The 20,481-nt window shown below is 71.8% G+C and carries 22 protein-coding genes; 17 read left to right on the forward strand and 5 right to left on the reverse strand.

Features of this window, described 5'->3' with window-relative positions; translation table 11 throughout:
- The first annotated feature begins 359 nt into the window (after positions 1-359).
- The 14 genes from ELR47_RS05915 (at position 360) to ELR47_RS05980 (ending at position 11,289) form a co-directional block, all read left to right on the forward strand.
- Positions 360-602, forward strand: coding sequence for a flagellar FlbD family protein (locus ELR47_RS05915; protein ID WP_130649053.1), 243 nt, complete (start codon positions 360-362; stop codon positions 600-602).
- A 2-nt stretch (positions 603-604) separates the two neighbouring features.
- Positions 605-1,399 (forward strand): motility protein A, encoded by a 795-nt coding sequence (locus ELR47_RS05920; protein ID WP_130649054.1) that lies wholly within the window; start codon positions 605-607, stop codon positions 1,397-1,399.
- Between the two features lies 1 nt (position 1,400).
- Positions 1,401-2,183: an OmpA/MotB family protein gene (locus tag ELR47_RS05925; protein WP_130649055.1), complete on the forward strand. Its 783-nt coding sequence runs from the start codon at positions 1,401-1,403 to the stop codon at positions 2,181-2,183.
- Positions 2,180-2,626, forward strand: a complete 447-nt coding sequence (locus tag ELR47_RS05930) for a flagellar basal body-associated FliL family protein (protein ID WP_130649056.1) — start codon at positions 2,180-2,182, stop codon at positions 2,624-2,626. The genes ELR47_RS05925 and ELR47_RS05930 overlap by 4 nt, the downstream gene beginning before the upstream one ends.
- Positions 2,627-2,750: 124 nt before the next feature.
- The gene (locus ELR47_RS05935; RefSeq protein WP_130649057.1) at positions 2,751-3,710 is read left to right on the forward strand and encodes a flagellar motor switch protein FliM; all 960 of its coding nucleotides are present in this window, start codon (positions 2,751-2,753) and stop codon (positions 3,708-3,710) included.
- The gene (fliN, locus tag ELR47_RS05940; RefSeq protein WP_165403871.1) at positions 3,707-4,018 is read left to right on the forward strand and encodes a flagellar motor switch protein FliN; all 312 of its coding nucleotides are present in this window, start codon (positions 3,707-3,709) and stop codon (positions 4,016-4,018) included. The genes ELR47_RS05935 and fliN overlap by 4 nt, the downstream gene beginning before the upstream one ends.
- Entirely contained in the window at positions 4,015-4,494 is a 480-nt protein-coding gene (locus tag ELR47_RS05945) for a flagellar biosynthetic protein FliO (protein WP_130649059.1), read from the forward strand. Before fliN ends, ELR47_RS05945 begins: the two co-directional genes overlap by 4 nt.
- A complete protein-coding gene (fliP, locus tag ELR47_RS05950) occupies positions 4,475-5,350 on the forward strand; it encodes a flagellar type III secretion system pore protein FliP (RefSeq protein WP_130649060.1) in 876 nt (291 codons plus the stop codon). The genes ELR47_RS05945 and fliP overlap by 20 nt, the downstream gene beginning before the upstream one ends.
- A gap of 73 nt (positions 5,351-5,423) precedes the next feature.
- Positions 5,424-5,699: a flagellar biosynthetic protein FliQ gene (locus tag ELR47_RS05955; protein ID WP_130649061.1), complete on the forward strand. Its 276-nt coding sequence runs from the start codon at positions 5,424-5,426 to the stop codon at positions 5,697-5,699.
- 25 nt (positions 5,700-5,724) lie between these two features.
- Positions 5,725-6,510 (forward strand): flagellar biosynthetic protein FliR, encoded by a 786-nt coding sequence (locus tag ELR47_RS05960; RefSeq protein WP_130649062.1) that lies wholly within the window; start codon positions 5,725-5,727, stop codon positions 6,508-6,510.
- Between the two features lie 115 nt (positions 6,511-6,625).
- Positions 6,626-7,693, forward strand: a complete 1,068-nt coding sequence (locus ELR47_RS05965) for an EscU/YscU/HrcU family type III secretion system export apparatus switch protein (protein ID WP_165403872.1) — start codon at positions 6,626-6,628, stop codon at positions 7,691-7,693.
- The gene (locus ELR47_RS05970; protein ID WP_130649064.1) at positions 7,690-9,774 is read left to right on the forward strand and encodes a flagellar biosynthesis protein FlhA; all 2,085 of its coding nucleotides are present in this window, start codon (positions 7,690-7,692) and stop codon (positions 9,772-9,774) included. The genes ELR47_RS05965 and ELR47_RS05970 overlap by 4 nt, the downstream gene beginning before the upstream one ends.
- A complete protein-coding gene (locus ELR47_RS05975; RefSeq protein ID WP_130649065.1) occupies positions 9,752-11,047 on the forward strand; it encodes a hypothetical protein in 1,296 nt (431 codons plus the stop codon). Before ELR47_RS05970 ends, ELR47_RS05975 begins: the two co-directional genes overlap by 23 nt.
- Positions 11,044-11,289, forward strand: a complete 246-nt coding sequence (locus tag ELR47_RS05980) for a hypothetical protein (protein ID WP_130649066.1) — start codon at positions 11,044-11,046, stop codon at positions 11,287-11,289. Before ELR47_RS05975 ends, ELR47_RS05980 begins: the two co-directional genes overlap by 4 nt.
- Here ELR47_RS05980 and ELR47_RS05985 read toward each other — a convergent pair.
- The 5 genes from ELR47_RS05985 to ELR47_RS06005 form a co-directional block, all read right to left on the reverse strand.
- Complete coding sequence (locus ELR47_RS05985) at positions 11,276-12,094, reverse strand: SGNH/GDSL hydrolase family protein (protein WP_130649067.1); 819 nt, start codon at positions 12,092-12,094, stop codon at positions 11,276-11,278. The genes ELR47_RS05980 and ELR47_RS05985 overlap by 14 nt on opposite strands.
- A complete protein-coding gene (locus ELR47_RS05990) occupies positions 12,091-12,648 on the reverse strand; it encodes a hypothetical protein (RefSeq protein ID WP_130649068.1) in 558 nt (185 codons plus the stop codon). Before ELR47_RS05990 ends, ELR47_RS05985 begins: the two co-directional genes overlap by 4 nt.
- 3 nt (positions 12,649-12,651) lie before the next feature.
- Positions 12,652-13,602: a carbohydrate ABC transporter permease gene (locus ELR47_RS05995; RefSeq protein WP_130649069.1), complete on the reverse strand. Its 951-nt coding sequence runs from the start codon at positions 13,600-13,602 to the stop codon at positions 12,652-12,654.
- The gene (locus ELR47_RS06000) at positions 13,599-14,741 is read right to left on the reverse strand and encodes a carbohydrate ABC transporter permease (RefSeq protein WP_205745472.1); all 1,143 of its coding nucleotides are present in this window, start codon (positions 14,739-14,741) and stop codon (positions 13,599-13,601) included. Before ELR47_RS06000 ends, ELR47_RS05995 begins: the two co-directional genes overlap by 4 nt.
- Positions 14,742-14,896: 155 nt before the next feature.
- Positions 14,897-16,243, reverse strand: a complete 1,347-nt coding sequence (locus ELR47_RS06005; RefSeq protein WP_165403873.1) for an ABC transporter substrate-binding protein — start codon at positions 16,241-16,243, stop codon at positions 14,897-14,899.
- A 381-nt stretch (positions 16,244-16,624) separates the two neighbouring features.
- Between ELR47_RS06005 and ELR47_RS06010 the strand changes: the two genes are divergently transcribed.
- From ELR47_RS06010 to ELR47_RS06020, 3 genes are all read left to right on the forward strand, one after another.
- On the forward strand, positions 16,625-18,007 hold the full coding sequence (locus ELR47_RS06010; protein WP_130649071.1) for a GH1 family beta-glucosidase: 1,383 nt from the start codon (positions 16,625-16,627) through the stop codon (positions 18,005-18,007).
- Entirely contained in the window at positions 18,004-19,059 is a 1,056-nt protein-coding gene (locus ELR47_RS06015) for a LacI family DNA-binding transcriptional regulator (protein WP_130649072.1), read from the forward strand. Before ELR47_RS06010 ends, ELR47_RS06015 begins: the two co-directional genes overlap by 4 nt.
- Before the next feature lie 113 nt (positions 19,060-19,172).
- Positions 19,173-20,480 carry an acetyl-CoA C-acetyltransferase gene (locus ELR47_RS06020; RefSeq protein ID WP_130649073.1) on the forward strand — a complete coding sequence of 436 codons (1,308 nt, stop codon included), beginning with the start codon at positions 19,173-19,175 and terminating at the stop codon, positions 20,478-20,480.
- Position 20,481 lies beyond the last annotated feature (1 nt).

Consider the following 20,481-nt stretch of genomic DNA (forward strand, 5'->3'; position numbering starts at 1 on the left):
GCACGCCAGCGCGCGGGACCAGGTCGCGGCGTCCTCGACCTTCTCGGCCAGGACCGTGGCGCCAGGCGTGGGTCGCCGGGTACGACGTCGTCCAGTGCGAGCCGGAAGCCCGCCGTCCGATGACCATGCGGGCCGTCCGGTCATCGCTGCGCGTCCCTCCACCGTGTCACGTTCGTCCCTTGTTCGGCCCGTCGGCCCGCCACTGCAGCGACGCGGTACAGCAGCCGCTCACCGCCGTCCGGCCCGACCCGGCCGTGCGTGGCGCACGACGACGCTTCAGTCGGAAGCCGGGCAGCCGATCACCAAGCAGAGGGCAGAAGGATCTGCCCGTTCGGATGCCGGCACAAGGAGGTGCGGCGGTGATCCTGGTGCACCGACTCCGCGGCGAACCCCTGTTCATCAACGCGGACCTCATCGAATCGATCGAAGCGACGCCCGACACGGTGTTGACCCTGGTCGACAACCGTCGCGTCCTGATCGAGGAGCTCCCCCAGGTCGTGGTGGACCGCATCGTGGCCTTCCGGGCCTCGCTGCTCGTCGCCGCCGACGACCTGCGCACCACGACGCCGGTGCTCTCCATCGTGCGCGACGAGGAGAACTGACCGTGGATCCCCTGTTCCTCGGCGGGCTCGTCCTCGCCCTGCTCGGCATCATCATCGCCACGATCATCGACGGGAACTCGTTCGCGCCGCTGATCGGCCCGTCGTCGGCCGTGCTCGTGCTGCTCGGCGCCCTCGGCGCCGGTCTGATGGCCTTCCGCAAGGCGGACATCGGCAGCCTGCCCAAGTCGACCGTCAAGGCCATCAAGGGCGACTCGCTCGACGTGCAAACCACCATCACCCAGCTCGCGCAGCTCGCCGAGGTGGCCCGCCGTGACGGCATGCTGGCGCTCGAGGCTCGACTCGAGACCATCGAGGACCGCTTCGTGCGCACCGGCGTCCAGTTGCTGGTCGACGGCGTCGACGAGGAGGTCCTGCGCGACACGCTCGAGATCGAGGTCGCGGCGACCGACGACCGGCATGGCATCGCCATCGCGTTCTTCAAGTCGCTGGCCGGCTATGCGCCGACCTTCGGCATGGTCGGCACGGTCATCGGTCTGATCAACATGCTCGGCAACCTCTCCGACCCGTCGCAGCTGGGCAAGGGCATGGCGCTCGCGCTGCTGACGACGCTGTACGGCGTGATGTTCGCCAACCTGCTGTTCAACCCCGTGGCCGAGCGGCTGGGTCGGATGAACGAACTCGAACTCGCCGCCATGGACGTCGCCCTGGACGGCATCCTCACGATCCGTCGTGGCGCCAGCCCGCGCGGGGTCATCGAACGTCTCGAGTCCTACCTGCCGCCGTCCGAGCGCATCGGCGTCGCCGACCGGCTCGGCAAGCCGGGGGAGGCGGCCTGAGATGGCACGGGACACGCGCCGCAAGAAGAGCGACGGCGGCGGCAGCGACCGCTGGCTCGGTACGTACGGCGACATGGTGACGCTGCTGATGGCGTTCTTCGTGATGCTGTACTCGATGTCGACCGTCGACGCGATGAAGTTCGCCGCGTTCGTGCAGGGCCTGTCGGTCCCGTTCGGCAACAACTCCGCCGAGGGGATCCTGCCCGAGTCCAGCGGCCTGCTGCCCGACGGCAGCGGCATGGACCCCGAGCAACCCGGCACGCAGGCCGTCCAGGCCATGATCGACGCCGCCGCGGAGGCCAACGCGACCCGGCGTGAGGCGCAGCTGGAGGAGATCTCGGCGAAGCTGACCGAGGCGCTCGCCGAGGCCGGCCTCGACGCGCTGGTCGAGCAGCGTCGCGAGGAACGGGGGCTGGTGGTCTCGATCGCGACCGACGACGTGTTGTTCGCCCTCGGCAGCACCGCGATCAACCCGCGGGGCCGCGACGTGCTGGGCAAGGTCGCGCAGATCCTGGGGGAGTTCCCCAACCAGATCCTCATCGAGGGCTACACCGACGACCTGCCCCTGCGTCGCGGCGGGTACGACAACTGGAACCTGTCCACCGACCGCGCCGTCGCGGTCCTGAAGTTCCTGGTGAAGGAGCACGGTCTGCCACCGGCCAAGGTCGGCGCGGTGGGATACGGGGAGTTCCGCCCGCTCGTGCCCAACTCGTCACCGGCGAACCGGTCCAAGAACCGGCGCGTCGACATCGTCGTACTGATGGAAGAGGAGGCGCAGGCATGAGCCAGGCCGAGGTCGTCGAGACCACACCCAAGTCCAAGAAGAAGCTGTTCGTCCTGGTCGGCGCGCTCGCCGTGGTGATCACCGCAGCCGCTGCATGGTTCCTGCTCCTGGCACCGCAGGACGCCGAGGCGGCGGAGCCCGTCGACGGCGAGATCGTGACCTTCGAGCCGCTGACGACCACGCTGGGGGTCTCCTCGCCGAGCCACGCCCGCGTGTCGCTGGCGATCGTGCTCAGTGAGGGGACCGACCCCGCGCTGATCGAACCGAAGCAGGCCCTGCTCCAGGACGCCCTGCTCCAGGAGATCGCCGCCATGCAGGCCGATCAGCTGCGCAGCGCCGAGGGGTCCGACCAACTGCGCCAGGCACTGACCGCCGATGCCCGTGCCATCTGGGGCGACGACGTGGTGCGGCGGGTCGTGCTGACCGAACTGCTGGTCCAGTGAAGCGGTCCGGCGGCCTCTTCGCGGGTTCTTTCCCGCCGGGGGCGCCGCCCGGCTGCCACCGCAGCTGACCGCTTGACCCGGCCTGGGCCCGGCCGACGGTTCCCTCGACTTCGTGGAGGTAATCGTGAGCCGAGCCCTGGCCGACGTGTCCACCACGACCGTGACGCCGGTCGACTTCCGTCGACCCAGCCGGATCAGCCGGGACGCGGTCGTGGTGTTCGAGAGTGCCCACGAGGCGTTCGTCCGCCGGCTGACGAGCACCTGGTCGAACTCGACCCAGGCCGCGCTGGAGATCGAGCACCTCGCGACCGAGCAGCTGTCGGTCGACGACTACGTCAAGACGTTGCCGTCGCCGACGGCGCTCGCCAGCGTGCGGGTGGGTCCGCTCGGCGCGACCGCGCTGATCGACCTCGACCTGCCGCTGGCGCTCCTGCTCGTCGAGCGGCTGCTGGGCGGTGTGGGTGACCCGGCCGACACCGCGGTGCCCCGTCGTCCGACCGAGCTCGAGGCCGGTCTGATCGCCGACGGCCTGCTGCTGCCCGCCGTGCGGGCCATCGACGAGGCGCTCACCGAGATCGATGGGGAGCCATCCGAACTGCTGGGCATCGAGACGACCCCGCAGCCAATGCACCTGTCCGCGCCCGGCGAGCTGTTGCTGCTGCTCACCTACCGGGTCGAGGTGCGCGGTGACCTGCCCGCCCAGGGGCTGATCAGCATCGGCTACCCGGTCGCCCCCGTGCTCGCCCACCTCGGCCAGCTCGCCGGCGGCAGCGTCGACGAGGACCACGCGCTGAGCGGTCAGGTCGCCCGCGGTGCGCTGCTCGACGCACAGCTCGAGCTCCAGGTCCAGCTCGGCGGCTCACCGTTGCCCGCCTCGGTGTTCGCGGCGCTGCGGCCCGGTGACGTGCTCTCGCTCGACCACCCGGTCGGGCTGCCCGCCCGCCTGCTGTGCGACGGCCGCGAGCTGGGCAGTGCCCACCTCGGGCGACGTCGCCGGCGACTGGCGGTCCAGATCGTCGAGCCACCGGCCGTCGCCCCCCTCACCGACCCCTACGCCACCTTCGACCAGGAGCTCGCCCCGTGACCCCCGAGTCCGCCATCCGCGCCGAACTGCCCGACCTGACCGCCGGCGCCGGTCTCGGTACCCCCGGTGATCTCCACCTGCTCGCCGACGTGGAGCTCACCGTGACGGTCGAGCTCGGGCGGGTCCGGCTGCCACTGCGGGAGCTGCTGCGCCTGCAGGAGGGCAGCGTCGTGGAGCTCGACCGCCTCGCCGGTGCCCCCGTCGACGTGCTCGCCAACGGCACGCCCGTCGCCCGCGGCGACGTGGTCGTCGTCGGTGACGAGCTCGGCGTACGCATCTCCGAACTGCTCGGGCGGGTGGGCGCGTGACCGACTCCCCGCTCCTCGGCCTGCTGCTGCTCGCCGTCCTGGCCGCCCTGCCGCTGCTGCTGCGACGGATGAAGGCCGCGCAGCCCAACGGCGTACGGGTGCTCAGCCGGACCGCCCTGCACCGCAACGCGGTCGTCGCCGTCGTCGAGATCGACGGACGCCGCCTGCTCGTGGGGGCCGGCGAGAAGGGCATCGAACTGCTCACGGAACTGCCGGCGCCCGCCGACGCGGCTGCCGACGAAGACGCCGAGGTGTTCCTCGACCTCGACGCACTGGAGCGCATGGACGTCGCTCCGCAGGACCGGACGCTGCCGGAGACCGACGCGCTGGAGGCGCTGCTCGGCCCGGTCGGCTCGTCCACCACCGATGCAGGGCCAGGGATCGGCCTCGTCGACCGTCTCCGTGCGATGACGGTCCGAGTCTCGCCGCCGCAGGGCGGCGCGGGAAGGCCGATCCGTGTCCCGCTCCGCCGCTGACCCGCGTCCGGCCCGTCCGGCCTCGCTCGTCCGTCTCGTCCCGCTCATCCTGCTCGTGGGGCTGCTGCTGACGGTGCTGGCCGGGCCCGCCACTGCCCAGGTCGAGCCGAGCGCCCCCGCCGCGCCGCTGGTGCCCGTCCTGCCGGACGAGCTGACCGCACAGAACGCCGTCGGCGTGGAGGACGCGAGCAGTCTGACCGTCACCCTCGACGACGCCGAAGGCGGCCTGTCGCGCACGGTCACGCTCGTCCTGCTGCTGTCGGTCGCCGCGATGGCACCCGTGCTGCTGCTGCTGATGACGACCTTCACCCGGTTCATCATCGTGCTCAGCCTGGTGCGCAACGGCCTCGGTCTGCAGACGGTGCCACCCGCGCAGGTCCTGCTCGGACTCGCGATCTTCCTGACGCTGTTCGCCATGGGACCCACGTTCTCGCAGGTCAACGAGGTGGCCGTCCAGCCGATGCTGGCCGGTGAGCTCGACGCCATGCAGGCCGCCGAGGCCGGCTACGAGCCCTTCCGCACCTTCATGCTGGCCCAGACCCGCGAGTCCGACCTGCGCATGTTCACGGAGATGGCGGGCCAGGACGCCCCGGCCAACGCCTCCGAGGTCGGTCCGACGACGCTGATCCCGGCGTTCGTGATCTCCGAGCTGCGGACGGCGTTCACCATCGGCTTCGTGATCTTCGTGCCGTTCCTGATCGTCGACCTGGTCGTGGCCGCGGTCCTGATGTCGCTCGGCATGGTCATGCTGCCGCCGGTGTTCGTCTCGTTGCCCCTCAAGCTGCTGCTGTTCGTGCTCGTCGACGGCTGGGCGTTGATCGCCCGTTCGCTCGTCTCCTCGGTCGTGGGCATCTGACCCCCGACCCCGCTCCACCGACCCCGCCGCCCAGGCGACGGAGGACCCTCCCGGTCCCCGAGAAGGATGCGTCATGAGTGACGTGCAGGTCCTCGAGATCTTCGCCAACGGCATGCTGGTGGCCTCCAAGCTGGCCGGACCGCTGCTCATCGTGGTGCTGGTGGTCGGCGTCGGCGTGTCGCTGTTCCAGACCGTCACCCAGATCCAGGAGCAGACCCTGAGCTTCGTGCCCAAGGTGCTGGGGATGGCCGCCGTGCTGCTCGTCAGCGGCAACTGGATGCTGCGCGAGGTCGTGAACTTCGCCTCGTCGCTGTGGTCGTCGATCCCGTCCCTCGTCGGTGCCGGTTGACCCGCCGCCAGGAGCTGCTCCGCTGATGGACGTCGTGATCCCCGTCGACAGCGCCTGGGCCGTCGGGCTCGTGCTGGCCGTGACCCGCGTGGCCGCGTTCGCCGTCGCCTCGCCGGTGACCGGCCGGGCGCTGCCGGCGCCGGCGCGGCTGTCGATCACCTTCGCCGTGGCCCTGGCGATGGCGCAGCCGGTCTCCGGCGTCGTCGAGCCGGGGGAGCTGTTCGTCGCCGGGGCCGTCAATGCCGCGATCGGGATGGCGATGGGCTGGGTCAGCGGCGTGCTGCTGCACCTGTTCACCTCCGCCGGCGGCATCATCGACCTCGTCTCCGGTCTGTCGCTGGCGACCGTCTTCGACCCGATGCAGGGTGATCAGGGGGGCGTCTTCGCCCGTCTGTTCCACCTCACGGGCCTGGCGTTGTTCATCGTCGGTGGCGGACTCGCCCTGTTGATCGGCGGGCTGGTCGCCAGTACCCGGATCCTGCCGCTCGACGCGGTCCTGACCCCCCGCCCCGGGCTGACGGGCGTGGTGATCGAGCTGGTCTCCGCCCTGCTGCGCTCCGCCGTCGAGCTCGCCCTGCCGGTGATCGGGGTGCTGCTGATGCTGGAGCTCGCCATGGGCCTCGCGGCCCGTTTCGCGCCCCAGGCCAACGTCTTCATGCTCGGCATGCCGGCGAAGATCCTCGCGGCCATCACCGTCGTCGGCTCGGCCTGGGTGCTGTTCCCCGACGCGATCGCGCTGGTCGAGTCCTCCGTGGTGCGGTCGCTCGAGGCGGCGCTGCGCGGCCTGGGGGGGACCGGCCCGGTCGGCTGACCCCTGACTGCTTGAGGCGCGGGGCGTCGTGCCGACACGACTTGCGTGCGGATGGATCCGCGCGCGAGAAGGCCACGGACGGGCCGGTCAGCAGCTTCGACCGAGGACCCAGCACGTGGCGAAGGACGGCAAGACCGAGAGGGCCACGCCGCAGCGTCGCAAGAAGGCGCGCGACGAGGGCACGGTGGCACGCTCGCAGGAGGTCGCGGTCGCGGCCTCGTTCGCGGGACTGATCGGCATCCTGGCCACGGTCGGATCGTCGATCCTGTACACGAGTGCCGGCCACTTCGCCGAGGTCTTCCGCACCGCCGGCAGCGCCGACGCGTTGACCGACGCGGGCCCGCGGGCCCTGCAGATGATGATCGTGATGGCCGGCCCGTTCCTCGCCATCGCCGTCGTCGTCGGGGTGCTCGCCAGCGTCAGCCAGGTCGGCTTCAAGGTCAACATGAAGCTCGCCAAGCCGAAGTTGAAGAACCTGTCGTTGAAGAAGGGCCTGGAGAAGTTCAAGCCGGCCGTTGCCAGCTGGGAGCTGCTGCGCTCGATGCTCAAGCTCGGTGCGGTGGGCGCGGTCGTCTGGCCGACCCTGGCGAAGTGGCCCGAGCACCTGCTCAGCGACCGCGCACTCGGGGGCGGCCTGCAGCGGATCAGCTCCGCGCTCGGCTCGATCATTCTGCGCGCCGCACTGCTCGCCCTGCTCATCGCCGGCGCCGACTACGCCTTCCAGCGCTGGCGTACCAACAGCCAGATGAAGATGAGCCACCACGAGATCAAGCGCGAGCACAAGGACAGCGAGGGTGACCCGCTGGTGCGTGCCCAGCGCCGGCGCCGGGCCAGCGACCTGTCGCGAAACCGCATGATGCAGGACGTGGCCACCGCCGACGTGCTGGTCACCAACCCGACCCACCTGTGCGTCGCGCTGCGCTACGACCCCGACGAGGGCGCGCCGCGGGTCGTCGCCAAGGGTGCCGACCTGGTGGCGGACAAGCTCAAGTCCATCGCCCGCCGTCACGGCGTCCCGATCACCCCCGACATCCCCCTCGCCCGCGCCCTGTTCCAGGGCTGCAAGGTCGGCCAGCACGTCCCGGCCGCGCTGTACGAGGCCGTCGCCGTCGTCCTGGCCACCGCCTACCGCCGCTCCGGCCGCGGTCCGGCGAGCCGCAAGCTGCAGAAGGTCGGCGCATGAGCACGCTTCCCACCACCGCCAAGGGCGGCCGCAACCTCGCGCGCACCGCCGTTCCGCTGCTGCTCATCGGCGCGGTCATCATGATGGTGGTGCCGATCCCGCCGATGCTGCTCGACCTCATGCTGGCCCTCAACCTCGCGTTCGCGCTGCTGATCCTGCTGTCGGTGCTGACGCTGCGTGACACGCTGGCGCTGTCGAGCTTCCCGTCGCTGATCCTGCTCACCACCCTGATGCGTCTCGCGCTCAACGTCTCCTCCACGCGGCTGATCCTGCTCGAGGGGTACGCCGGCAAGGTGATCGCGACCTTCGGTTCGTTCGTCGTCGGCGGCTCGATCATCGTCGGCCTGGTGGTCTTCCTGATCCTGGTGGTCATCCAGTTCGTGGTCATCACCAATGGTGCCGGCCGCGTCGCCGAGGTCGGCGCCCGCTTCGCCCTCGACGCGATGCCGGGCAAGCAGATGGCGATCGACGCCGATCTGGCCGCCGGGCTCATCAACGAGGCCGAGGCCCGCGAACGCCGCACCCGCATCTCCCAGGAGTCCGACTTCTACGGCGCGATGGACGGTGCGTCGAAGTTCGTCAAGGGCGACGCGATCGCCGGCATCATCATCACGGCGATCAACCTGATCGGCGGTCTGGTCATCGGCATCACCGTCGCCGGCCTGTCGGCGGGGGAGGCGGCCTCGACCTACTCGCTGTTGACCGTCGGTGACGGCCTCATCAGCCAGATCCCCGCACTGCTGGTCTCGGCCGCCACCGGTCTGCTCGTGTCGCGCGTCGACGGCGAGGAGGACCTCGGGCCGATCGTCGGCCGGCAGCTCATGCGCGACCCGCGCGTGCTGCGCATCGCCGCCGGCGTGATGGGCGGGCTCGGCCTGCTGCCCGGCCTGCCCAAGCTGCCCTTCCTCGTCATCGTGGTCTCGCTGCTCGTGATGGCCTCCCGCGCGGCCGGTGACAACGCCGCGGCCGTCGCCCAGGCGGCCGCCGACGGCGCCGACGCCGACGGTGTGGTGCGCCTGGACCCCGACGACCCGCGGGCGCTGATCGACCAGCTGCGCGTGGAGCCGCTCGAGCTCCACCTCGCCTACGACGTGTTGGACCTGACCGACCCGGAGGTCGGCGGGGACCTGCTCCAACGGGTCCGGGCGCTGCGCCGTCAGATCGGCGAGGAGCTCGGACTGGTGATGCCGCTGGTCCGTACGGCCGACGACGTCACGCTGCCCGCCGGCAGCTACCGGATCCTGCTGCACGGGGTCGAGGTGGCCCGCGGCACCGCGCCGCGCGACCGGGTGCTGGCGCTGCCGGCCGTGGACGGTGAACTCGGCGGCGTGCCCGGCGAGGAGACCGTGGAGCCGGTGTTCGGCCTCAAGGCCTACTGGGTCCCGATGGAGGCGCGCAGCCGGGTCACCGCCACCGGGGCGACCGTCGTCGACCGTTCGGCGGTCGTGGTCACCCACCTGGCCGAGATCGCCCGCCGCCACGCCGGTGAGCTGCTCTCGCGTCAACAGGTGCAGCAGCTGGTCGAGTCGTTGCGTTATGACGAACCACTGCTGGCCGACGAGGTCGGCACCGAGACGTTGCCGATGGCGCTGCTCCACGACGTCCTGCGTGAGCTGCTGCGCGAGCGGGTCAGCATCCGCGACCTCGGCCGCGTCGTGGAGGCCGTCTCGACCCGGGCGCGCGAGACCCGCTCGATGGACCAGCTCGTCGGTGCGGCCCGCGTCGCCATCGGTGCCGGCATCGTCGCCCGCGTCGCCCCCGACGGCCACCTGGGTGCCATCACCCTGTCCCCGGTGATCGAGGGCGAGCTGCACGAGCGCGTCCGTGACATCGACGGGACGTTGCAGCTGGTCGTCGAACCCGAGCGGCTCGCGCCGCTGATCGCGGAGGCCGCCGACCTCGTGCAACGCAGCGCCGGCACCCCCGTCGCGATCATCTGCGGCCAGCTCCTGCGGCGTCCGTTGCGCGACGCCCTGACCGCCTCCGGCGTCGACGTCGCCGTCCTCGCCTACCCCGAACTGCCCAACCACCTGCAGCTGAACGTGATCGGAGCCCTTGGTGTCGCGCACGCAGACGTCTGAAACGACTCGCGCCCGGCGCGGGCCGGCCACACCGGTCCCCGGCGCCACCTTCGTCGCCGAGGCGTCGACGGCCCAGGCCGCCCTTGCCGAGGTCCACGCCACCTACGGCGCCGGCGCCCGGATCCTGGCCGCCAAGCGGGTCCTGCGTGGCGGGTTCGCCGGCTTCTTCGCCAAGGAGGTCGTGCAGATCCACGCCGCCGAGGGCGAGCGCCCGGCGCCAGCCGTGCCGCCGGCCTCCGCCGTGGCCCCGACCGTGGCCCCGGCGACGGTGGCCCCCGCTGCACCGGTCGCCGGGCCCGCGGTCGCCGAGTGGGAACCGACGCCGTCGGCCAGCCCGATCGACCGGCTGCTCGCCGATGCGGACGAGGCCCCCGAGGAGGTGGACTTCGCCACCTTCCTGCGTCGGCAGCTCGTGCCCCAGCAAGCGGCGGTCGCCGCCGCTCCGGCTCCGGCCGCCGCTCCGGCCGTGACGGTCGCCGCCGCTCCGGCTCCGACGGTCGCCGCCGCAGCGCTGGCGGCGACACCCGCCGGTCACCCGTCGATGACGCCCGTCACCTGGCCGACCGCGGACGCGGCGGCCGTGGCCCGGCCCCGGGCCGACGAGTTCGACCGGCCGGCCTGGGCCGACGCACCGGCCGGTGCCGTCGTCGTGCCGCGTGAGGCGGCGCCGGGCGCCCAGACCGTCGCCACGGCGGCGCCGACCCTGCTCGTCGTCGACGAGCCGATGGAGCCCACCGAGGGGCGTGTCTGGTCGCGCACCTCACTGATCCGTCTCGGTCTGCCGGTCGACTTCGTGCAGTCGCTCGCGGTGGCCGAACCGGCCGACGACCTCGCCTGGACCTTCGCGTTGGCGGAGTCGCTGCGCCCGCTGTGCCGTCCACTGCCGTCCGGCCGCTCGCTGCTGGTGGGACCGCGGGCCCGTGGGCTCGCCCGCACGATCGGCATGCCGGTCGCGAACCTGAACGAGCCGGTGCTGGCACTCGGTGACGTGGCCGCCGCGGTCACGGGCTCACCGCGCAGCCTCGAGTGGATGGAACGGGCCCGGACCGGCCGATGGCTGCACCTGGTGGTCGGGGGCAAGGGTTGGCGCGACCTGCTCCACGCCGACCCGCTCGCCGCGTCGTGGGCGAGCCAGGAGTTCCTGCCCGACGCGATCCGTGCGGCACTGGAGCTCGGCCTGGTGCTCGGCTACGGCCCCGCCCGGGCGAGCGCCGAGCGGGCCCAGCCGTTGGACGTGGCGCTGGCCATCCGTGACATGGTGCCGTTCCGATGAGTGCGGGACCCCTGCGCCGGACCTTCGCCATCGGCGGCATGGTCACCCTGCTCCCGATCCTGGCCATGATGGCCTCCGGGGCGATCACGCCGGTCGACGCCGCGCTGCGTGCCCTGTGCGTCGCCGCCGTGGTGATCGCGCTCGGCAACGTCACCCGCCTGTTCCTCACCCGTGCCCTGCGCCGGGTCGAGCGACGCGCCCCCGAACGTGCGGCCGAGACCGAGGAGGTCAGTCTCGCGTGACCGGCAGCGGTCGCGGGCGCTTGGCGGTGATCCCGTCCCCGGACGAGCGCCTGCGCAGCCGTCGCAGCAGCCAGGGGCCGAGGTGGCGCCGTGTCCAGCTCCATTCGGCCGCCAGCACCTCTCCTCGTGGGCGCGACGGCGGTGGCGGGAGCGGCTGCTGCCAGGCAGCGGTCGCCCCCGGGAGTCCGACGCGGTGGGCGAGGGCGGCGGCGATGCGCTCGTGGCCGGCACCGTTGGCGTGCAACCGGTCCGCGCTCCACAGCCGCGGGTCGTTGGCGACCGGCCAGGCGGCCAGATCGAGCAGCAGGGCACCGGACCGGTCGCTGGCGTCCCGGATGTGGTCGTTGAGGGCGAGCAGGCGTCGCCGCAACGGGCGGGCCAGGGGGAGCACGGTGCCGAGGTCCGGCAGCGTGAAGCTCACCACGGTCGCCCCCGTGCGGATGAACGCCACCTGCATCGCGTGCAGGTCGTCACCGACCTCGGCCAGGTCGAGGCCGGGGCGCAGCAGGTCGTTCATGCCCGACACGACGGTCACCAGGTGCGGCCGCAGGGCGAGCGCCGGCCCCACCTGCTCGGCCCGGATCGCCGCGGTGGTGCGGCCGCGCACCGCCAGGTTGGCGTACTCGAGCCCACCACCGCGGGCGACGTCGAGATGCACGGCGAAGCGGTCGGCCCAACCCCGGTAGGCGCCCGTCCCACCGGGCGTACCGGGTGGGTCGGGCCAGGGATCGTCCATGCCCTCGGTGGTGCTGTCGCCGATGGCGACGTAGCGCCGCCACGCGCCTCCCTGGTCGCGACCGTTCACGGGGCCTCGTCGTCGGCGGGTGCCCGACCCGCGTCGACCTCGTCGGCCAGGCCCACGGCGACCAGGGGGAGTGCCGCCGCGCTGACGATGGCGAAGTCACCCGCGCCGGCCAGCAGCAGCACCAGCAGGTACAGGCAGGCGGCGACGAGCGCGACGACACGCGACCACGGCCGCGAGCCGCCCGGTCGGCGCAGGGCAGCCGCACCGCCCGCGCCGAAGGCGGCGACCAGCCCGACGATCGGGTTGAGCAGCACCACCGCAGCGCCGGCGGCCACGAACAGCCCCATGGCACGCAGCACCGCCGAGGGAGCCTGTCGGTGCCGCGAACCGAAGGCCAGTACCAGGAAGGTCAGCGGCACCAGGGCGAGGCCGAACAGCAACAGTTCGGTCGGGATGGGCTGGTCCTCGTGGGACGCGGCCAGGGCGGTGACGGCCGGCCAGTAGGCGAACTGCATCACCATGCTGGCGGCCACGATCGCGAGCCAACGGCGGCGGGGAGGGATCTCCCCGCCGCCGAACAGCGTGCCCTCGTTGCTCGTGCGCGAACGCGGCACCGACTACCCCTTCACGGCCCCTGCGGTCAGGCCACGGACGAAGAAGCGCTGCAGGGAGAAGAACACGACCATCGGCAGCGCCATGGTCACGAACGCCGCCGCGGGCAGGATGTGCCGGTTCTGTCCGAAGGCGCCCTGCAGGTCGGCCAACGCCACCTGCAGCACCCGCACGTCCGGGGTGCCGCCGAGGAACACCAGGGCGACGAGCAGGTCGTTCCAGACCCACAGGAACTGCAGGGTCGCGAACGCGGCGATCGCCGGCACGGACAGCGGCACGATCAGCCGGGTGAAGATCTGCATGTGCGAGGCGCCGTCGACCCGTGCCGACTCGATGATCGAGGACGGCAGCGAACCGACGTAGTTGCGCAGCAGGTAGATCGCCAGCGGGAGGCCGAAGCCCGTGTGGGCCAGCCACATGGCCGGGAAACTGCCCTGCAGTTGCAGCGCCGGGAAGATCGTGATGCCGAACACCTCCATCCCGCTCTGGTACAGGCGCAGGACCGGGATCAGCGCCACGTGCAGCGGCACCGCGATCAGGGCGACGACTCCCACGAACAGCAGGTAGCGGCCCTTGAACTGCATCCAGGAGAAGGCGTAGGCGGCGAACAGCGCGATGGTGATCGGGATGATCGTCGCCGGGATGGTCACCGCGAGGCTGTTGACGAAGGCAGCCCCGAACCCGCGGGCCTGGCCGAGCACGGTGGCGTAGTTGTCGATCGTCCACTGGTTCTCGGCGAAGGGGCGGACGAAGGCGGTCCACCAGCCCTCGGCGTTGATGTACTCCCGGGTGCGGAACGACGAGATGAACAGGCCGACGGTCGGTACCAGCCAGATCGCGACGATGGCGATCACGGCGATGCGCACGAACCAGCCGCTGTCGGAGGACTTCGTGCCGGTGGGGCTCGGCGCGGCGGTCGAGCCGGTCTCCGTGTCCGGGGCGGTGGCGGTGCTCATCGGATCTCCTCCTCGGCGCGGAAGCGCTTGACGTTCCAGACCATGACCGGGATGACGAGCACGAACAGCATCGTGGCGATGGCCGCGCCCTGTCCCTGGTCGCGGAAGGTGAACGACCACCGGATCATGCGCTCGGCGATGACCTCGGTGCCGTCACGGCCACCGGTCATGACCCACACGATGTCGAAGATCTTGAGCACGTTGATGATCATCGTGGTCGTGACCACCACGATCGCCGACATGATCGAGGGCACGATGATGCGGGCGAAGACCTGCAGTTCGCTGGCCCCGTCGATCCGTGCGGCCTCGATGATGTCCTCGGGAACGCCCTTGATCGCCGCCGAGAGGATCACCATGGCGAAGCCGGTCTGCATCCAGACCATGATGATCATCAGGAAGAAGTTGTTCCAGGGATAGACCGAGGTCCACGCGACCGGGTCGCGACCGAGGGCGACCATCAGCCCGTTCAGCAGGCCCGTCTGGTTGCCGAAGGCCTGGAAGTCGTAGACGAAGCCCCACACGACGCTGGCGCCCACGAACGAGATCGCCATCGGCAGGAAGATGAGCGACTTCGCCAGCGACTCGCCCCGGCGGAGTCGGTCGGCGAGCACGGCGAAGACCAGGCCGATGCTGACGGCGAGCGCGGGGACGACGATCATCCACATCAGCGTGTTGACGACCGAGCGTCGCAGGGAACCGTCGCTCCAGATGTTGGCGAAGTTGCCGGCACCGACGAAATCGGTGCCGTTCGGGCCCTGGAAGCCGAGGATGATGGTCCGGATGGCCGGATAGAGCAGGAAGATCCCGAGCAGCACCAGCGCCGGGCCCACGTACATCCAGGGTCGCACCGTCTCCTGCAGACGCAGCGGGAGGCCGTCGGTGACCCGGTCGAGCAGCAGGAACATCGCGAACACGCCGACGACGCCCACCAGCAGTGCGACGGCGACCACGAAGGCGCGGTTGGCCTCGGTCGTGCGCATCCACTCGAAGGCCGTCAACGCGATGAAGGCGGTCAGGACCAGCAGGCCGATCCCGATCGCGAGCTTCTTCGGATCGGACGCCTGACCCGGTACGACCGGTGAGGCGTCGGTGTCCTCGTCCTCCACCTGGGTGGTCGGTGGTGGGGGTGTCGTCGTCACGGTTTCCCTCCCATGCAGCCGCATTCGCACGCTAGCCAGTCGTGCCGCCGTCGTCTCGGTTGCCCCCGCTGCCGGTGGACCTCCGCCTCGACGGCTCGGACGCGAGCGGGGGGTGCCGCGACCGCGACACCCCCCGCTCGTACGACCCGGCCGGGTCAGTCGGCCGGCCAGCTGTTCTCCACGTCGGCGAACAGCGACTCGATGTCGCCGCCGCGCATCCACTCGTTCATGGCGGTCCAGAACGACCCGGAGCCGACCTGCGGCGGCATGAGGTCCGAGGCGTCGAAGCGCGCCGTGCCCTCACGCAGAGCGGTCAGGGTGTTGTCGGCCGCGGTCGCGACGACCTCGTCCTCGTAGCAGTCCGCCGTGGTGTTGACGTTCGGCGAGATGCGGGCGACCTCGGCGAAGCTGCCCTGGGCGCACTGGGCCTCCTCGCCGGTGAACACCTCGATGAACTCGCGCACCTCGGGACGGTCCTCGAAGACGACCGCCAGCTCACCGGCGATCAGCGCGCCGTCGTTGCCGTCGATGCTCGGGAACGGGAAGACGCCGTAGTCGGTGTTGAACTCCGCCCCGTCGGGGAAGAAGTTGGTGATGAAGGACGCCTGCCGGTGCAGCAGGGCGTCGGGCTCGTCACCGATGATGGCGGCGGGTGCGTCGCGGAAGTCGATGTCGGGGATGGCCTGGCGGCCGCCGACGACGAAGCCCTCACCGGAGAGGATCTCGTCGAAGGTCTCCGCGGCCCCGACGATCTCCGGGTCGTCGAAGGCCACCTCGTTCTCGACCCAACCGTCGTAGACGTCGGTGCCGGCCTGGCGCAGGACGATGTCCTCCATCCAGTCCGTGGCGGGCCATCCGGTGGCGTCGTCGGAGCCGGTCCCGATCGCCCAGGGCGTGTAGCCGTCGGCGACCATCTGCTCGGAGAGGGCGATCAGGTCGTCCCAGGTCTCCGGGATCTCGTACCCCTCGGCCTCGAAGACCGGGACGTTGTACCAGACCAACGACTTGTAGTTGACGTTGGTCGGGATGCCGTAGTGCTCGCCCTCGTACTCGCCGAGCGAGATCAGGTACTCGCCGAAACGCTCCTCGAGGTCGGCGATGTCGAAGCCCATCGACTCGAGCGAGATGGCGTTGCCCTGCTCGGCCTGGTCGACGACCGCACCGGGCTGCGGGTAGATCGCGATGTCGGGCGGGTTGCCCCCGTCGACGCGGATCTGGATCTGCGACTCGAACTGGTCCGAGCCCTCGTAGACGGCGTTGGCGCCGGTCGGCTCGTTGAAGTACTCCTGGATGACGGCGTTGATCGCGTCACCCTCGACGCTGGTCGGCGCGCCGAAGATGGACACCTCGGTGCCGGCGAGCTCGTCGCCGCCCTCTTCGCCGCCATTGCCGTTGCCGTTGCCGTTGCCGGTCGCCGTCTCCCCGTCACCGTCGCCACCACAGGCGGCGAGCACAAGCGCGGACGCGGCCATCGCCGCGGCCAACCTCTTCGAATGACGCATTGCTGTCGACCTTCTTCCGTGCGGCATCCGGGGACGCCGCTGGATCTGGGACCACTCGCTCTCCCTCCGAGCGGGCGGGTAGGTCGGAGCGGGCCAACCTACGACTGCCACCGTAGGGTACGTGACGACCTGCCGTGATCCGTTTGTAACATTCCGCCCGTCGGTGCGCGCCGACGGGCGTCCCGCTCGGTCGGCGTTGACAAGGGCCGGTCCGCCCACGAAGATGTGGGAGCGCTCCCACGCCGTTTGCGGTGTCGGGAGCGTCGTGGCGCCCGGGGACGTTGCACGTCCGGGGCGGCGAACCGGCCCGACCGACCGTGCGAGCGCGGCGGGCCCACGGCGAGGGCAGCGCCCTCGCCGACGTTGACGACAGGAGCCTGCATGACGTTCGACGCCGACCGCCTGCCCGGCCTGCGCTTCGGGGTCGCGACCTCGAGCTACCAGATCGAGGGTGCCACCGACGTCGACGGACGGGGGGACTCCATCTGGGACGTCTTCGGACGCGTCCCCGGTGCGATCGCCGACGGCGACACCGGCGAGCCGGGCTGCGACCACTACCACCGGCTCGAGGAGGACCTCGACCTGCTGGCGTGGCTCGGGGTCGACGCCTACCGGTTCTCGATCGCCTGGCCGCGCGTGCTGCCCGACGGTCAGCGGCTCGAGCCGCGCGGCCTGGCGTTCTACGACCGTCTCGTCGACGGGCTGCTGGCGCGCGGGATCACCCCCCTGGCGACCCTGTACCACTGGGACCTCCCGCAGGCGCTCGAGACGGCCGGCGGCTGGGCACAGCGGTCGATCGTCGACGCGTTCGCGACCTATGCCCGCATCGTCACCGAGCACCTCGGCGACCGGGTGCGCGACTGGTCGACGCTCAACGAACCCTGGTGCTCCGCCTTCCTCGGCTACGACGTCGGCGTCCACGCACCGGGCGTGCGCAGCCCCCGTCGTGCCGTCGCCGCGACCCATCATCTCCTGCTCGCCCACGGCCGCGGGTCGCGGGTCATGCGCGAGGTGCTCGGCGACGGGGCGAACATCGGCATCGTGCTCAACCCGGCTCCGGTGCGTCCCGCCTCCGACGCGGCCGAGGACCACGCCGCCGCGGCGCTCGGCGACGCGATCCGCAACCGCGTCTGGACCGATCCGTTGTTCCGTGGGATCTATCCCGACGAGGTCCTCGCCGCCTGGGAGCCCATCGCCGACCTGCCCGCCCTGCACCGCGACGGTGACCTCGAGGAGATCGCCGCCCCCGTCGACCTGCTCGGCCTCAACTACTACACGCCGGTCTACATCGGTGCACGCAGCCAAGGCCACGACGGTGGGACGCCCGCCGGCCCCGGACAGGACGAACTCGTCGAACTGCCCGGCCCGGAGCCCACCAGCGAGATGGGCTGGACGATCGACGCCAGCGGCCTGTACGACCTGCTCGTGCGTCTGCACGCCGACTACGGCGTGCCCATGGCGATCACCGAGACCGGCGGGGCGTTCCCCGACGTCCCCGACGCCGAGGGCCGCGTCGACGACCACGACCGCATCAGCTACCTCGACCGCCACCTCGAGGCCTTCGCACAGGCGGCCCAGGACGGCGTCGACCTGCGGGCGTTCTACGTCTGGACGCTGCTCGACAACTTCGAGTGGGCCGAGGGGTACAAGCGCACGTTCGGCATCGTGCGGGTCGACCGGGACACGCTCGAGCGCACGCCGAAGGCCTCCGCGCACTGGTACCGCGAGCTGCTGGCGTCCCGGTCGGGTTCGGCTCCGCGGTGAGCCAGCCGCCCACGCCGCGCCCGACCGCCCCGACGCTGCAGGAGGTCGCCCGGGCGGCGGGGGTGTCGCGCTCGACCGTCAGCCGCGTCGTCACCGGCTCCCCCCGCGTGTCGGCGGAGGCGCGTCGGGCGGTCGAGGAGGCGGTGGCGCGACTCGGCTACGTGCCCAACCGCGCCGCCCGCTCGTTGGCCACCCGCCGGACCGGCACCATCGCGCTCGTGGTACGCGAACCGGAGTCGCGCGTCTTCGACGAGCCGTTCTTCGCCGGCATCGTCCGAGCCGTCAGCAGCGCGGTCGCCCGCACCGAGCTGCAACTCGTGCTGCTGCTCGCCGCCGCCGATCCGCAGCTCGACCCCGACGGCTCCCGCGAGCGCGACCGCATCGAGCGCTATCTCACCGGCGGCCACGCCGACGGTGCCCTGCTGCTCTCGCTGCACGGCGACGACCCACTGCCGCAGCGGCTGCACGCGCACGGCGTGCCGGTCGTGCTCGGTGGTCGGCCGATCGACGACCAGTTGCCCGTGTCCTGGGTCGACGTCGACAACCTCGGCGGTGCCGAGCTCGCCACGACCCACCTGCTCGCCGGCGGCCGCCGGCACGTCGGTGCGCTCGCCGGCCCGCCCGACATGGTGGCCGCACGCGACCGGCTGACCGGCTTCCGTCGCGCCCGGGCCGCGGCCGGCCTGCCCGAGGCGCCGACGCTCGAGGCCGTCGGGGACTTCACCCGCGAGGGCGGGGCGCGGGCCATGAGGACGCTGCTCGCGCGCGAACCCGACCTCGACGGCGTGGTGGCGGCCTCCGACCTCGCGGCCGTCGGTGCCCTGCAGGCGCTGGCGGCCGTTGGCCGGCGGGTGCCCGAGGACGTGGCCGTGGTCGGGTTCGACGACTCGCTGGTCGCCGCCTCCGCCCAGCCGCCGCTGACCACGGTCCGGCAGCCGATCGACCAGATGGGTGGTCGCCTGGTCGAGCTGCTGTGCGCCCGCCTGGCCGGCGAGTCCGCGCCCCGGCACGTCGTGCTGCCCACCGAGCTCGTCGTCCGCCACTCGACCTGACGTCGACGTCGGCAACGGGACGTGGTCGCTCGCCCGTGTGGCACGGTGGCGCCAGCGGCCAGCACGCGGAACGCTTGCTGTAGCTCGCGCTCCATCTGCCAAGGACGACGACCATGCACGCGCGCCCCGCCGCCATCCTCGGTGGCAACCGCACCCCGTTCGGCCGGCAGCACGGCCCGTACGCCCGGGCCAGCAACAGCGACCTGCTCACGGCCGCACTCGAGGGGCTGGTGGCCCGCTTCGGGCTCGCCGGGCAGCGCGCCGGCGAGGTGGTCGCCGGCGCGGTGCTCAAGCACAGCCGCGACTTCAACCTCACGCGCGAGGTCGTGCTCGGGTCGTCGCTCGACTCGGCGACGCCGGCCTACGACGTCCAGATGGCGTGCGGCACCGGGCTCGAGACGACGATCAACGTGGCCAACAAGATCGCCCTCGGGCAGATCGAGTGGGGCGTCGCGGGAGGCTCGGACACGGCCAGCGACGCCCCCGTCGCGCTCAACGAGGACCTGCGTCGCGTGCTGCTCGACCTCAACGCCGCCCGCACGCTGCAGCAGCGGCTGCAGGTGCTGGCCCGGTTGCGGCCCGGACAGCTGGTACCCGACCTGCCACGCAACGCCGAACCGCGCACCGGGCTGTCGATGGGGGAGCACGCGGCCGTCACCGCCGACCGCTGGGGGATCTCCCGCGAGGCCCAGGACGAGCTGGCGGTCACCAGCCACGTCAACCTTGCCGCGGCCTACGACCGTGGCTTCCTCGACGACCTCGTCACCCCGTTCCTCGGCCTCGAACGCGACCAGAACCTGCGGCCCGACACGTCGGTGGAGAAGCTCGCGAAGCTCCGGCCGGTGTTCGGCACGGACACGCTGGGGGAGGCGGCCACGATGACGGCCGGCAACTCGACGCCGCTGTCCGACGGCGCCTCCACGGTGCTGCTCGGCTCCGACGAGTGGGCCGCCGCGCAGGGGCTACCGGTGCTCGCCCACCTCACCCACGCCGAGACCGCCGCGGTCGACCACGTGCACGGTGACGGCGACGGGGAGCCCGAGGGGCTGCTGATGGCGCCCGTCCACGCCGTGCCGCGCATGCTCGACAGGGCGGGGCTGACGCTGCAGGACTTCGACGTCTACGAGATCCACGAGGCCTTCGCCTCGACCGTGCTCACCACGCTGGCGGCGTGGGAGGACGAGACCTACTGCCGCGAGCGGCTCGGTCGCGACGCCGCGCTGGGATCGATCGACCGTGGCAAGCTCAACGTCACCGGCTCGTCGCTGGCGACCGGGCACCCGTTCGCCGCCACCGGCGGCCGCATCGTCTCCACGGCCGCCAAGCTGTTGCACGAGCGCGGTGGCGGCCGTGCGTTGATCTCCATCTGCGCCGCCGGCGGCAACGGCGTCGTCGCCATCCTCGAGAAGCAGGAGGACTGAC

Source organism: Egicoccus halophilus, from assembly GCF_004300825.1.
In the GTDB taxonomy this organism is placed as follows: domain Bacteria; phylum Actinomycetota; class Nitriliruptoria; order Nitriliruptorales; family Nitriliruptoraceae; genus Egicoccus; species Egicoccus halophilus.